General features: G+C 61.1%; 13 protein-coding genes and 1 tRNA gene. 9 read left to right on the top strand and 5 right to left on the bottom strand.

Translation table 11 applies throughout. From position 1 onward, the window contains the following. The coding region (locus tag HAT86_RS16910) for a hypothetical protein (RefSeq protein ID WP_231125902.1) at positions 1-192 on the bottom strand (192 nt) is incomplete at its 3' end. 190 nt (positions 193-382) lie between these two features. Here HAT86_RS16910 and HAT86_RS12850 point away from each other — a divergent pair. Further along, positions 383-1,000: a TetR family transcriptional regulator C-terminal domain-containing protein gene (locus HAT86_RS12850; protein ID WP_167198371.1), complete on the top strand. Its 618-nt coding sequence runs from the start codon at positions 383-385 to the stop codon at positions 998-1,000. A 130-nt stretch (positions 1,001-1,130) separates the two neighbouring features. Then, on the top strand, positions 1,131-3,185 hold the full coding sequence (locus HAT86_RS12845) for an ASKHA domain-containing protein (protein WP_167198368.1): 2,055 nt from the start codon (positions 1,131-1,133) through the stop codon (positions 3,183-3,185). 36 nt (positions 3,186-3,221) lie between these two features. Here the strand turns inward: HAT86_RS12845 and HAT86_RS12840 are convergent, their stop codons facing one another. Further along, on the bottom strand, positions 3,222-3,896 hold the full coding sequence (locus tag HAT86_RS12840; protein ID WP_331272546.1) for an NnrU family protein: 675 nt from the start codon (positions 3,894-3,896) through the stop codon (positions 3,222-3,224). A gap of 691 nt (positions 3,897-4,587) precedes the next feature. Here HAT86_RS12840 and HAT86_RS12835 point away from each other — a divergent pair. Further along, positions 4,588-5,028 (top strand): RrF2 family transcriptional regulator, encoded by a 441-nt coding sequence (locus HAT86_RS12835; protein ID WP_167198363.1) that lies wholly within the window; start codon positions 4,588-4,590, stop codon positions 5,026-5,028. Positions 5,029-5,033: 5 nt separating this feature from the next. Here the strand turns inward: HAT86_RS12835 and HAT86_RS12830 are convergent, their stop codons facing one another. From HAT86_RS12830 to HAT86_RS12820, 3 genes are read right to left on the bottom strand one after another with little or no spacing between them, the layout of a single operon-like run. Then, positions 5,034-8,147 (bottom strand): efflux RND transporter permease subunit, encoded by a 3,114-nt coding sequence (locus HAT86_RS12830; protein ID WP_167198360.1) that lies wholly within the window; start codon positions 8,145-8,147, stop codon positions 5,034-5,036. Further along, positions 8,144-9,448 (bottom strand): efflux RND transporter periplasmic adaptor subunit, encoded by a 1,305-nt coding sequence (locus HAT86_RS12825; protein ID WP_167198356.1) that lies wholly within the window; start codon positions 9,446-9,448, stop codon positions 8,144-8,146. The genes HAT86_RS12830 and HAT86_RS12825 overlap by 4 nt, the downstream gene beginning before the upstream one ends. Continuing rightward, on the bottom strand, positions 9,445-10,059 hold the full coding sequence (locus HAT86_RS12820) for a TetR/AcrR family transcriptional regulator (RefSeq protein WP_167198353.1): 615 nt from the start codon (positions 10,057-10,059) through the stop codon (positions 9,445-9,447). Before HAT86_RS12820 ends, HAT86_RS12825 begins: the two co-directional genes overlap by 4 nt. Before the next feature lie 111 nt (positions 10,060-10,170). On the opposite strand from HAT86_RS12820, the gene HAT86_RS12815 reads away from it, so the two are divergent. The 6 genes from HAT86_RS12815 (at position 10,171) to HAT86_RS12790 (ending at position 14,583) form a co-directional block, all read left to right on the top strand. Further along, positions 10,171-10,244: transfer RNA gene (locus HAT86_RS12815), tRNA-Gly, on the top strand. Positions 10,245-10,401: 157 nt separating this feature from the next. After that, a complete protein-coding gene (cmk, locus tag HAT86_RS12810; protein WP_167198350.1) occupies positions 10,402-11,013 on the top strand; it encodes a (d)CMP kinase in 612 nt (203 codons plus the stop codon). A 249-nt stretch (positions 11,014-11,262) separates the two neighbouring features. Next, positions 11,263-12,969, top strand: coding sequence for a 30S ribosomal protein S1 (gene rpsA, locus HAT86_RS12805; protein WP_331272547.1), 1,707 nt, complete (start codon positions 11,263-11,265; stop codon positions 12,967-12,969). A gap of 315 nt (positions 12,970-13,284) precedes the next feature. Next, entirely contained in the window at positions 13,285-13,569 is a 285-nt protein-coding gene (gene ihfB, locus HAT86_RS12800) for an integration host factor subunit beta (RefSeq protein ID WP_167198344.1), read from the top strand. Further along, positions 13,569-13,919, top strand: coding sequence for a LapA family protein (locus HAT86_RS12795; RefSeq protein WP_167198341.1), 351 nt, complete (start codon positions 13,569-13,571; stop codon positions 13,917-13,919). Before ihfB ends, HAT86_RS12795 begins: the two co-directional genes overlap by 1 nt. Before the next feature lie 10 nt (positions 13,920-13,929). After that, entirely contained in the window at positions 13,930-14,583 is a 654-nt protein-coding gene (locus HAT86_RS12790) for a phosphoribosylanthranilate isomerase (protein ID WP_167198337.1), read from the top strand.

Genomic DNA, 14,583 nt, shown 5'->3' with positions numbered 1-14,583 from the left:
CTTGGCCATCTCCATCAGGCTGTCCCACAGCCTGTCACCATTGATCCGAAGGTTCTCGCCGGGTGCGGCCATGATCACATCTCCCTTGTGTCGCTTTGCTACGGCACCGTATCGTTTGGTGCGTTGGCCTCTTGGCGGACCATGGTTGCGCGCACCCCATAGCGCCGCAGCATGGCGGATCAAGGGGCGCATTGGAAGCGCACCACAAGTTTACCAACCGGTCAAGAAATTTCTGACACCCGCACCGGCCTTGACCTTGCCGCTGCACAAGATAACGGCAGTCGGACGCAGGGCACCGGGGGCTTCGATTGCGCCAAGGGCTTTCCCCCAGCGCGGAAATGCAGCATTCTTTCGTGGTTTGCTGCCGCATCCGGAGATTGTGATGACCAGTTCTGCCCCCGCCAAAAAGCCGACGCGCATTCAGTTGCGCAATCGCAAACGCATATTGGATGCCGCTTTGGATGTGTTCGCGCAGCACGGCTATCGCGGGGCGACGCTTGATCAGATCGCGGCGGCCTCGGGCCTGTCCAAGCCCAATATTCTTTACTATTTCGGTGGCAAAGAGGATATTCACGTCACACTTCTGAACCAGCTGATGGATGCATGGCTAGCACCGTTGCGCGAGGTGGATCGCGATGGTGACCCTTTGCAAGAAATCCTGCGGTATGTGCATCGTAAACTTGAGATGAGCCGCGAGTTCCCCCGTGAAAGCCGCCTGTTCGCCAACGAGATTTTGCAAGGTGCGCCGCGTATGGCGCCGCATTTGAACAGCGGGCTACGGCCGTTGGTGGATGACACCGCTGATCTTATTTCCGAATGGATCGCCCAAGGGCGCTTGGCGCCTGTCGATCCCCGCCACCTGCTGTTCTCGATCTGGGCGACCACACAGCATTACGCGGATTTCGAAGCGCAGGTACAGGTCTTGATGCAAGAACCAAGCGTCCATGACGACGCATGGCAGTTTCTGGAGACACTTTACAGGCGCCTTTTGACGCCCTGAGCATCCGCTATTGCGCAGGCAAAATCGGCAAATGCCGCCAGTGCGCCATTTTCTGACGGTTGCAGGCTGTATCCCGGCAAGGCATGCCTTATGTTCTGCCAAAGTGAATACCACAGCATGAGGTTTCCGCATGTCGCAAGACCCCCTTGTCGTCTTTACCCCGTCGGGCAAACGTGGCCGGTTTCCCAAGGGAACTCCGGTTCTGACCGTTGCGCGGCAATTGGGCGTTGACCTTGATTCCGTCTGTGGCGGGCGCGGGATTTGCTCGAAATGCCAGATCACACCCAGCTATGGCGAGTTTTCCAAGCACGGCGTGACCGTGGCGGATGACGCCCTGTCAGAGTGGAACGCCGTTGAACAGCGCTATGACGACAAGCGGGGCCTGAAGCCCGGACGCCGCCTTGGCTGTCAAGCGCAGGTGATGGGCGATGTGGTGATTGATGTGCCCCCCGAAAGCCAAGTGCACCGTCAGGTGGTGCGCAAGGCCGCCTCGGCGCGGGTAATCGCGATGGACCCGGCCACGCGGCTGTATTTCGTCGAGGTCGACGAGCCGGACATGCACGAACCCACAGGCGATCTGGAGCGGCTGGAACGCGCCCTGAAACGCGAGTGGGACATTCCTGAAATCCGGGCTGACGGGTCGCTGCTGTCCAAGCTGCAACCGGTGCTGCGCAAGGGCAAGTTCCAAGTGACGGTCGCGCTGCATAAATCCCACACTGATGACGTGGCCCGCGTGATCGAAATCTGGCCCGGCCTGCACGAAGGTGGGCTATACGGGCTGGCCATTGATCTTGGCTCAACCACCGTGGCCGCGCATCTGACCGATCTGGACACTGGCGAGGTCAAGGCCAGTTCCGGCATCATGAACCCGCAAATCCGCTATGGCGAAGATCTGATGAGCCGTGTCAGCTATTCGATGATGAACCCCGGTGGCGATCAGGAAATGACAGCCGCCGTGCGCGATGCGCTGAACACGCTGGCCATCGAGATTGCGCAGGAGGCCGACATCGACCCGGCGCTGATTGTGGAAACGGTGTTTGTCTGCAACCCGGTCATGCACCATCTGCTATTGGGGATCGACCCGGTGGAACTGGGGCAGGCGCCTTTTGCGCTGGCCACCTCCGATTCCATCTCGATGCCCGCGCGTGAACTGGACCTGACGGCGATCAACCCGCGCGCCCGCACCTATATCTTGCCCTGCATCGCCGGACATGTCGGGGCCGATGCCGCCGCCGTCGCCCTGAGCGAAGAGCCCGGCAAATCCGAGGATCTGGTCTTGGTGGTCGACGTGGGCACCAATGCCGAAATCCTGCTGGGGGATACCAGCCGCGTGCTGGCCTGTTCCTCGCCCACTGGTCCTGCCTTTGAGGGCGCGCAAATCTCGAGCGGTCAACGCGCTGCCCCCGGCGCGATTGAAGCGATCCGAATCGACCCGGACACCAAGGAGCCGCGCTTTCGTGTGATCGGCTGCGAGAAGTGGTCGGACGAAGATGGATTCTGGGAGGAAACCGCCGCCACCGGCATCACCGGCATCTGTGGCTCGGGCATCATCGAGGCGGTGGCCGAACTGCGTATCGCGGGCTTGATGGACGAGTCGGGGCTGATCGGATCGGCCGAGGCGACGGGCACGCCGCGTTCGGTGCCCGAAGGGCGGACGCATGCCTATCTTATTCACGACGCGACCGAGCAGGGCGGCCCGCGCATTACCGTCACGCAAGGTGATATTCGCGCGATCCAACTGGCCAAGTCGGCGCTTTATGCCGGGGCGCGCCTGTTGATGGATGAACGTGGCGTCGACAAGGTGGACAGGGTTGTTCTGGCCGGGGCCTTTGGGGCGCATATCAGCCCCAAACATGCGATGGTTCTGGGGATGATCCCCGATGTGCCGCTGGAAAAGGTGACCAGCGCAGGCAACGCCGCCGGCACCGGCGCGCGGATCGCCCTGTGTAATGTGGCCGCCCGGCAAGAGATTGAACGCGTCGTGCGCGAGATCACCAAGGTGGAAACCGCGATTGAACCCAAGTTTCAAGAGCACTTCGTCGCGGCCAACGCCATACCGCACAAAACCGATCCATTCCCGGAATTGTCCAAGATTGTGGCGCTGCCTAACCCCAGTTTCAACACCGGCGGTGGCGATAGTGCGGGCGACGAGGGCGGTCGCCGCAGACGGCGGCGGCGCGGTTGACCCTTGGTCAGCTTTTGCGGGCTGTCTCGGGTCGGATCAGGGCAGGGGATTAACGCCGAACAGCCACGGGTGCGCGGCCAACAGCGCGGCATAAAGCCCGATGCCAACGGCCAGTCGCGCCACGGCACCGGACCAAGACAGTGGCCTTGGGGCCAGCGTTGCCGACTTTAACGCCGCGTCCCAGTCATACCATGTTTGGCCCAACTGCCGCTTTTTGCGGCGCGTGATCAGGGGCATGCCCATAAGGGCAAACCCCGCAAATATGCCGAACAGGATGACATGCGCCAAATCCCCGTTCGGGGCCAAATGCGCAAACGCCCATAAAGCCAACGCCACAAGCAGCGGATGACGCATGTAGCGGACAATTCCTGCACGCTTGGGATCAAACTGGTCATTCTGCGCGCCACCGAAGGAAAATGGATTTGGCCGCCAGATTGCTGCCGCAAGGATCAGGCAAACCACGCCCATGGCGACCATAGGTAGGTGATTTTGCCACGGCGCATAGCCCCAAAGCTCGACGTATGGGGCGCGCCCGGCGGCAGCAATGACCCATCCCAACACGGCCAGCGACAAAACCGAATATCCCAGCGTAAACCCACGCGATCCCAAACGCGCCACCAGCCAAGGCCGCACCGGGGGGCGGACCGGAAACGAATGGCTTAGGAAAAACACCGTGAAGGCAAGGATGAATTCGCCCCAACCTGTCATCATTCTTTTCGCCTTTCAAAAGCGCAAGGGTATCGCGTGACCCTGCCAGATGCACCGACCTATTCCCAGTGCGCTTTGATTAAAGTCAAACAGTGTTCAACTGCCCAAGGATAGCATCGACATCAATGGTCCGAGGTGCAGTGCATCGTGGCACAATGGACCGATTGTTGACACGCGTTGCACGCGATGTGGCGACCGGTCAGAACATATCAAAGACTTTGGCCACCGCGCAGGGGGTTGGCGGATGAGATGACGCATCGGTCATGTCCGGGTCTTCGATCTGTCGGATCAAGTATCGTCGGACGGGGGATCGGCCCCCGGCAGCATAGCAAGGGCGGCAATCCCCCCAAGTAAGGCCAGCCCTGAAAGCACCCTGATGGGGTCAGCATGATCGTCCCAAACGAAACTGGCCGCTTGGGACAAAAGCGCAACGGCGACGCATAGACTTAGGAACAGACCCGGCAAAATACCTTTGCGTGTGGCCTGCCTGCGCATCACGACACGCGTGACCGGGCGGTTGATTGTCCGGGGATTCCGTTTGCCAATATGTCAGACTTGCACACTTGGAACACGGGGAACCGTTCCTTTTTGCGCCCGGTGGCACGGCTGCCGCCAAGCGTGGGTTTTGCTTTGCATGAGCGTTTAGTTTCAGGAATGGGTATTGTAAATACCTATTCAAGTGAATTGAGATACAATGCGTCTGACAACATTTACGGATTATGGATTGCGCATGCTGATGCGCATGGCCGGTGCGCCCGAGCAGTCATTCTCGACGGCGGAGTTTGCCGATGAATTTGGGCTGTCGCGGAATCATCTGGCCAAGATCGCGCAACATTTTTCGCGCGCCGGGCTGATCCAGACGCGGCAGGGCGGCGGCGGTGGTGCGATTCTGGCGCGTCCGCCCGAAGATATCCGGCTAGGCGATATCATTCGCTCGTTGGAAGCTGGTCATCCGCTGGTGGAATGTCTTGGTGCGGATGGCGGCAATTGCACGCTTGACGGGCAGTGTCGTCTGAAAGGACGGCTGCGCGTCGCCGAAGCGGCGTTTCTGGCCGAGTTGAACCAAAGCACATTGGCCGACATTGCCGTTTCCCATCCCGCGCGCCGCAGTGTGACCGGCCCGGATGCGCGCTGAAGCGGTCAGCTCTCCGCGGTCTCGGACGCGGCTTTCTTGCCTGTGCTCAGCCCCATGTCGTCAAGGATCGTGTAAAAGGCAGGCAGAACAATCAAAATCAGCGCCGTGGCCGACAGCAGGCCGAACACCACCGAAATGACCAGCGGTTTGACGGTCTGGGCCTGTGTGCTGGTTTCGGCCAACAGCGGCGCCATGCCCATGATCGTGGTCGAAACTGACACGACGATGGGCCGGAACCGTTCGCGGCTGGCATGGCCTGCCGCCTTGGCGCTGCTCAGGCCCGTTTCGGTGTGCCGTTTGATCACCTGAACCAACAGGATTGCGTTGTTCACAACGATCCCCGCAAGCGAAGCCGCGCCCATGATCGACGGCATGGAGATATTATAGCCCATCGCCATATGGCCCAGCACGACGCCCACCAGCGCCAGCGGGATGGTCAGCATGACAATAACGGGTTCCACATAGCTGCGGAACTGGAAAGACAGCACCAGATAGATGCCCACCAAGCCGATCAGGAACCCGCGCAAGATCGAGCCGACCGTTTCCGCCGAGTTGGCGTTCTGGCCGCCGATATCCGCACTGACCCCCGGAAATTCCGCCGATAATGTCGGCAGGAACTCCTTGCTCAGATCCGAGACAATGGCGTCCGCATTACCGATCCGGCCATCCACATCGGCCTGAATGGTTACCGTCCGCTGGCCATCGACATGGGTGATGCTGCCCCAGCTTCGGCTTTCGTCTATGGTCACCAGTGTCGCCAGCGGCACCCGCGTTCCGTCTGGCAAAATGACCTCGAAGGCGGACAGGTCGGCATAAGAGGCCCGGTCTTCGATGGCCTGTTCCAGTTCAATCTCATGCGCGATATCGCCTTGCTGAACCGTTGTGACAATGCGGCCCAGATAGGCGGTGCCGATCTGCGCGGCGATATCCGCCGCCGTCAGCCCCAGCCCCGCCGCGCCCTCGGCCAAAGACAGGCGCAGTTCGGGGCGACCGGGGCGCAGATCATGGAGAGCGTTATAAACCCCGGCATAGCGTCGCAACTCGGCCAGCAGGCGGTTGCCTGCGTGGTCCAACTGTTCCAAGTCTGTCCCGGACAGACGGATTTCGACGGCAAGGCCCTGCGGCCCTATACCCGGCTCTGCCAGCGTGATCTCGATCGCGCCCGGCACGGTGCCGATGCTCGCCTGCCATTCGGCGATCAGCTGGTCAAGAGAGGTGCCCCGACGCTCAGCCCCTAGCAGATCGACCGATATGGTGGCGACATGCGGCCCGGTTTCCCCGGCGGTGGTGTTTTGGCCGTATAGGGCTTGCACGGTTTGCACCAATGGCGCCCCGTCCGGCTGATCGGGGCTCAGTTGCGTGTTGACGTCATCCATGGCGGCGATGACGCGTTCTGTCACCTTTTCGGTGCGCGACAGCGGTGTGCCCTGCGGCATCAGAATGCGCGCCTCCAGCACATCACCGTCGATGTCTGGCAAAGCCTCGCGCTGGACATAGCCACCGCGCATCAAAGCGACTGTGACAATCAGGGCCGCAATCGTTGCCCCGGCCACCAGATAGCGCCACGCGATGGCGCTATCGACCACCCGCCCAAGCCCTGTGTCGCGCAGCCAGCCGAACCCGCGTTCAAACTTTGCGCGCGCCTTTGATGCGGGCTTTTGCGTGGATTTCAGGCCGTGTGACAGGTGGTGCGGCAATACCCAAAAGGCCTCAAGAAGGCTGGCGGCTAGGGCGGCGATCAGAACAATCGGCAGCACCTCAAGCACGGCCCCCAATTCGCCCGACAGGAATGACAGCGGCGCAAAGATCGCGACCGTTGTGGCGAAAGATGACAGCACGCCGGGCAGCACCTGTTTGGTGCCGTCGATGGCGGCATCCATGCGCGATGCCCCGCCTGCCGACGCCTCGGCGATGGAATCCGAGATCACGATGGAATCGTCCATCACGATCCCGATTGCCATAAGCAACGCCACAAGCGTGATCATGTTCAGTGACAATCCCGTCAGTGCCATGACAGCAAACGCCCCAAGGAACGCCACGGGCAGGCCCAGTGCCGCCCAGATCGCATAGCCGGGGCGGAAAAACAGGCTCATCACCCCCACAACAAGGACAAGGCCAATGACGCCGTTCTTGACCAGCATGGCCAGACGATCACGCACGATGGATGTCATATCCTGCACGATTTCAATGCGGATTGTGTCGGGCAGGGTGCCCTGCTCGTCGTCGACAACAGCCTGAACACGTTCGAAAACGCGCAACGCGTCAGCGCCCAGAGATTTATCCACGCCAAGGAAAATCGCGCTTTGCCCGTCCAACCGCGCGCGTGCCTCTTGCGGGGTGAAATGTTCCTCGATCCGGGCGATCTGGCCCAGTTTCAATTCTGCGCCATTGGGTTTGGACAAGATGACGATATCGGCCAGCGCGGCAGCGGTTCGCCGCTCGTCAGTAAAGCGCAATGCGATGTCCTGATCCGGAGTTTCAAGCGTGCCAAGCGGACGGTCGAGGCTTTGTGCGCCGATCCGTTCCGCCAGCCCTGCAGCCGTCAGACCGTGTTGGGCCAAACTTGCGCGCGGCACGCTGATGCGAAACTGGCGTGTGCCAATGCCGGTGCGGCTGACATCGGCCACATCGGGCAGGGCGGCGAGCCTATCCCGCAGTGTGGCGGTGTAGCGATCAAGCTGCGAGAGCGGCAGATCTCCGGCCACGGCGACTGAGGCGACCCTGTCGCTGCGATGCAACTGGCGCACCACCGGCGGGTCGGCGTCCTCGGGGAAATCATCCACCGCCGTCACCTCGGTGCGCAGGTCATTGACAAAGCGGCCTGCCTCGCCCCCCGGTGCCATTGTCGCAACCGCCCGCCCCGCGTTGTCTTGGGCGGTGCAGGTCAGTTCTTCAAGATATTCGACAGCCCTGACGGCATCCCACACCCGGCGACAAATCGCATCCTCAACCTCGGTTGCCGACGCGCCGCGGTAGACAATGTTGATCTCGGCCTCGGTCGGGCGGAAATCCGGGAAGGTTTCGCGCTTGAGCGTCGGAGCGGCAAAGACCCCTATGGCGACGATCAGAACCAGCAGCAGATTGGCGGCGGTCTGATGGCGCGCAAACCAGCCAATCATTGTGCATCCCCCGCCGGGATAACGCGCAGGCCGGGCAGCGCCGGTACGATATCATTCAAGATTACCTGATCGCCGGCCGATAGCCCCGCCGATACCATGGCCAGCCCGTCCTGCCGCCAGGCAACCTCAATTTGCCGAAAGGCCAGACGCCCGTCGTTATCGCGCAGATAGACGGTATCGCCTTCATGCACCGCGCTGGCGGGCAGGGCGATGCGAGGTTCCCCGGCGGGGCCGGTCAGGACCGCCTCGACATACATATTTGGCACAAGCGGCAGGCGCAGGGGCGGGTGCGCCCCGGCGTAGGGCGCCTCAACCTCGATCACCACGGGCACCGAGCGCGCCTGAGGATCAAGCGCATTCTCGATCCGGATCACCCGGCCCTGCCACGTTTGGCCGGGGTCCGACACAAGCCGAAGTTCGGCATTGATGCGGTCCAGAAACTGCGCCTGGTCGTCGGTTTCCAGATCGACGGCACCGCCGACCGCGCCGACGAGGCGAGGAAACCCTTCGATCGGAAGCTGCGCCGTCACTTCGGCTCGGGCGGTTCCGTCGGCTGTGATCAAACGCCCCCCGGCTGGCACGAATTGGTGGCGTTCGGCGTGGACCTCTCCGATGCGAACCGAAAACGGGGTTTCGATGGTTGTCATCTCCAGATCCCGCCGGGCGGTTTCCAGCCCGACCTCGGCGCGGGCGATTTGCGCGGTCAGCCGCGTTTGCCGGACCGGCACCAGATCAAGCGAATTTTGTAACTCCTGCACGACGCGCCGGATTTGTAGCGTTGCGCGTTCTTGATCGTCCTGTCGGCTTTGCGGGGCTGTGCCCCGCGCCACCAAGGCGCGGACACGCTCAAGATCGGACTTGGCCAAATTCAACCGATCCTGTTCAATGGTCAAAAGGCGCCGTGTATTTTCGGCCTCAACCTCCAACTGTTCACGTTCGGCGCGCAGTGCGGCCAGATCGGCCTCGGCCTGCGCCAGCGCAAAGTCATAGCGGGTGGGGTCGATGCCCAACACGCGGGTGCCGGCCGGGATGATTTTGCCGGTTTCAAGGTCCGGATGGCGATAGGTGATCGCCCCGGCGACTTCGGCCACCGCCTGCCAGCGTTGGGCGGCGCGGACCGTGCCGTAGCCGCGCACGACAGGGCGGATGGCCTGCGGTTCGACGGTTTGGATATTGGCGGTCACCGATCGCAGCTCTTGCGGGGTCCGCGCGGGCGGTTCTGATCTGGCAATCAGCCATGCCGCAAGGCCCACCCCGACCGCTAGCGGCGGTAACAGCCACAATAGATGCCTGCGCTTCATTGTTTGTCTCCCTGACTGTGACCCGTGATCAAGCCTATCTGAATATCCACAAGCCGCATGCCTTCGGTGACAAGATCAAAGCGGCACTCTGACATGCGCCAGCGAAAGACCGTCCCTTGTAGTAGCCCAAGAAACAAATCGCCGCTGTCCTCGGGGGACGGGCTTGCGATCTGGTGCGCAGCCGCTGCGGCGTGAAGTTGCTCCACAACGCGTTGCCGCAGCCCTGCCAGCACCCGTAAATGGACAGGGCGAATCGTGGTCTCGGCGGTGATGCGTCCGGCATTGAAGATCAGCACGGGGATGGCGGGGGTTTCGGCGATCAGCAAAAGCTGCGCCTGCAACAGCGCCCGAAGCCGCGCCAGCGGCGGCTTTTGCGTTGCAAGTGCCTGATCCCAGCGGGCGATTGCGCGGGCCTCGGCCGTTTCCAAAACCGCCAGCCACAACGCATCCTTGGTTGGAAAATGCCGGAAAATCGCCGCTTGGGTGATCCCGATCTCTTTGGCGATCCGCGATGTCGAAAGGGCTTCGACTGGTATGGTCGTAAGGAGGCGCAACGTTGTCTCGGCGATCTCGGCCTTGCGATCCTGCGCACATTTTCGGTGTTCTGACATGGTGACTCGCTTTAGTAAGTGAGTGATCACTAACTAAGTGAGGTGTCATAAGCAATCGATGGATATGCGCCTTGACGCTCGCGCGGTCCTAAAATAAGTGCTTTCGAGTGCGCGGGTATGGTGAAAAGGTATCACGCGAGCTTCCCAAGCTTAAGTTACGGGTTCGATTCCCGTTACCCGCTCCAAAAAATCCCGATCGGTGGCCATTGGGGGCTCTGCCCCCGTCGCCCGTTGGGCGACTCCCCCGGGATATTTTCGAACAGAAGAAGGGCGCGGCGCGGGTCTTGAGCCGTGGGGCGTGATCCTTTACGTCTGGCGCTCCGAACAATAAGGGGGCCGGTCATGGCATTCACCATCGCAATTGACGGGCCAGCGGCCGCAGGCAAGGGGACAGTGTCAAAGGCCGTGGCGGCCCATTTCGGATTTGCGCATCTGGATACGGGGTTGCTGTATCGGGCGACAGGTCGGCGCACGCTGGATGGCACAGCCCCGGTTGAAGCCGCGCGCGCGCTCAGGGCCAGCGACCTTGAGGCGGGGGATTTGCGCACGCCGGATGTTGCACAGGCGGCCAGTCGGGTGGCGGCGATTCCCGAAGTGCGTCAGGCGTTGGTGGATTTTCAGCGCGCCTTTGCCCGGCGTGACGGCGGCGCAGTGCTGGATGGGCGGGATATCGGAACGGTGATCTGTCCCGAGGCCGAGGTGAAGCTGTTTGTCACCGCCAGTGACGCGGTGCGCGCCGAGCGCCGGTTCCGCGAATTGCGCGACAACGGGTTTGACACCACGTTTGAGGCGGTGCTGGCCGATCTGCAAACACGCGACACGCGCGACAGCGCCCGGGCCGCGGCCCCGTTGAAGCCCGCCGAGGATGCCGTGCGCATCGACACATCGCAGATGAGCATAGATCAGGCCGTGGCCTCGGCCATTGCCGAGGTCGACGCGCGGCTTGACGGGTAGGCGGCACAGGCTTGCCACCATAGGGGCTGCTGCACGAAGGGCTTGCAATCAAGGGCCCGAGCGGCTACATGCAGGCCCGTCGACAAGGCGGTAAACGTCGCGAATAAAGAGATCGAGCAGGGTCGGATCGCCGGCCCTCTTTGTTTTGCGTTCCGCCTGACCAACGAAACCGTTCTGCCCTCATGCACTATCGGGGTAGGGCATTAGCCAAGAAGACCGGCGGAGACAACCGCACGGCCGGAAAAACGCATTTGTAAAGGACAAACACGCCACATGGCTCAGAACGCATCCATGGAGGAATTCGAGACCCTCCTTAATGAAAGTCTCGAAATGGACACGCCCAACGAGGGTACTGTCGTTAAAGGCAAGGTCATCGCTGTCGAAGCGGGCCAAGCCATCATCGATGTTGGCTACAAAATGGAAGGCCGCGTCGATCTTAAAGAATTCGCAAATCCCGGTGAAGCCCCCGAAATCGCCGCCGGCGATGTGGTTGAGGTGTATCTGCGCTCGGCAGAAAACGCCCGTGGCGAAGCCGTGCTTAGTCGCGAAATGGCCCGCCGCGAAGAGGCATGGGACCGTTTGGAAAAGGCTTATGCCGACGATCAGCGCGTCGAAGGCGCGATCTTTGGCCGGGTCAAGGGTGGCTTTACCGTCGATTTGGGCGGTGCCGTGGCCTTCTTGCCGGGCAGCCAGGTTGATGTGCGCCCGGTGCGCGACGCTGGTCCGTTGATGGGTCTCAAGCAGCCGTTCCAGATTCTGAAAATGGACCGCCGCCGTGGCAACATCGTTGTGTCGCGCCGCGCCATCCTTGAAGAATCGCGCGCCGAACAGCGCGCCGAGGTGATCGCCAAACTGTCCGAAGGCGACACGGTTGACGGCGTCGTCAAGAACATCACCGAATACGGGGCCTTTGTGGACCTTGGCGGTGTTGATGGCCTGCTGCACGTCACCGATATGGCATGGCGCCGGGTCAACCACCCGTCGGAAATCCTGTCGATTGGCGAAACCGTCAAGGTGCAGGTTATCAAGATCAACAAAGACACCCACCGCATCAGCCTTGGTATGAAGCAGTTGCAGGAAGATCCGTGGGATCTGGTCGGCGCCAAGTACCCGTTGGGCTCGGTCCATACGGGCCGTGTGACCAACATCACCGACTACGGCGCATTTGTTGAGCTGGAGCCGGGTGTTGAAGGCTTGGTTCACGTTTCGGAAATGTCGTGGACGAAAAAGAACGTGCATCCCGGCAAGATCGTTTCGACCTCTCAGGAAGTCGAAGTCATGGTTTTGGAAATCGACCCCAGCAAACGCCGCGTGTCGCTTGGCCTCAAGCAGACGCAGCGTAATCCGTGGGAAGTGTTTGCAGAAACCCACCCCGTCGGCACCGAAGTCGAGGGCGAGGTCAAGAACATCACCGAATTCGGTCTGTTCATCGGTCTGCCCGGCGATATCGACGGCATGGTTCACCTGTCCGACCTGTCGTGGGACGAGCGTGGCGAAGACGCGATCCAAAGCTACAAAAAGGGCGATGTGGTCAAGGCCGTCGTCTCGGAAGTGGATGTCGAGAAAGAGCGTATCTCGCTGTCGATCAAGGCGCTTGACGGTGATCCCTTCGCCGAAGCCGTGGGTGGCGTGAAGCGTGGCTCGATCATCACCGTCGAAGTGACCGCGATCGAAGATGGTGGCATCGAAGTGGAATATGAAGGCATGAAAAGCTTCATCCGCCGCTCCGATCTGTCGCGTGACCGTTCCGAACAGCGCCCCGAGCGCTTCTCGGTCGGTGATAAGGTTGACGCCCGCGTCACCAACATCGACAGCAAGTCGCGCCGTCTGGGTCTGTCGATCAAGGCCCGCGAAATCGCCGAAGAAAAAGAAGCCGTGCAGCAGTATGGCAGCTCGGATTCGGGCGCATCGCTGGGCGACATCCTTGGCGCGGCCCTCAAGGGCGACGACGACTAAGCTTTGTGCCTGACACAGGCATGTGCGGCCCCGCCTTCCCGGCGGGGCCGTTTTTATTTGCGTGGGTGTCGGCAAAGTTGTTTTGGGCTTTCCCTTTGCGAATCAACACTTTTTCTGCACTGCAAAATCATCTTTGAATGGTTAGCCGACGGCCTGACATTGCCTGGTTGCCGGTGTTTTTCCCGCTAAGCGGGAAAAATAAAGCGAATTCATGCCGTAACGCGTGGCCTTTCTGTTTCGGTTTTTCCAGATCCTGACTATAGTTCAGTGTAGCGACCTGATGCGCCCAGACAAAAACAATCCTCGGGGGGGACGATGATCCGATCGGAACTGATCCAGAAAATTGCCGACGAAAACCCGCACCTCTATCAACGCGATGTCGAGCGTATAGTGAACACGATTTTCAATGAAATCACCTCCGCCATGGCGCAGGGCAACCGCGTCGAGTTGCGCGGGTTCGGGGCGTTCTCGGTGAAAAAGCGCGACGCTCGTGTGGGGCGCAATCCGCGCACGGGTGAATCCGTGCATGTTGACGAGAAACACGTGCCGTTTTTCAAAGCGGGAAAATTGCTGCGTGACCGGCTGAACGGGAAATCCTGATGCGTTACATCCGCTATGCTTCGATTGCCATCTTCGCGCTGGCGCTGATCCTCATTGCCTTGGCCAACCGCAACATCGTGCAGGTCAGGGTGCTGCCCGACGAATTGTCCGGGCTTGCGGCGCTGAACCCCAGCTATGAACTGCCGTTGTTCGTCGTGATCTTCGGCGGTATCCTACTTGGCCTGATTGTCGGGTTGATCTGGGAATGGATTCGCGAACATGGCGAACGCGCCGAGGCTGCGCGCAAGGCCCGCGAACTCAGCGCGCTGCGCGCTGAAATTCAGCGTCTGAAAGGCGAAAAGCACAAGGACAAGGACGACGTGCTGGCCATTTTGGACGAGGCCAGCTAAACCGCCGCCCATGGGCAACGACATCAAAGTTAAAATTTGCGGGCTGACAGACCCCGCAGATATCCCCGCCGCCATTTTGGCGGGCGCGTCGTATGTGGGGTTCGTGTTTTTTCCCAAGTCCCCGCGGCATCTTGTGCTTGAGGATGCGGCATTCATGGCAACCGCTGTGCCGGTGGGTATCATGAAAGTCGCGCTGACCGTAGATGCCGATGATGCGATGCTGGACGCGCTGACCCAACAGGTGCCGCTTGATATGTTGCAACTGCACGGGTCCGAGACACCCGAGCGTGTGGCCGAGGTCAAGTCGCGCTATGGTCTGCCGGTGATGAAAGCGGTTGGCATTTCAGACGCCGATGATCTGCCTCAGCTTGAAACATACGGGCGCGTGGCGGACCAGTTGCTGGTCGATGCCAAGCCGCCCAAGGGGGCTGATCGGCCCGGCGGCAACGCGCTGGCCTTTGACTGGAACCTGATTGCAGGGCGTCGTTGGCCGGTGCCGTGGATGCTGGCCGGTGGGCTGACGCCCGACAATGCGGCACAGGCCGTGCGGCTGACGGGCGCGCGTCAGCTTGATGTATCTTCGGGAGTTGAAAGCGCAGAGGGCGTGAAGGATGGCGCATTGATGCGTGCCTTTGTCGAGGCGGCGCAATCCGGCGCGCGTTAA

The sequence above is a fragment of the Roseovarius gahaiensis genome (genome assembly GCF_011601345.1).
In the GTDB taxonomy this organism is placed as follows: Bacteria; Pseudomonadota; Alphaproteobacteria; order Rhodobacterales; family Rhodobacteraceae; genus Roseovarius; species Roseovarius gahaiensis.
Note: the sequence above shows the minus strand (reverse complement) of the source record. Positions and strands in the feature narration are given on the sequence as shown.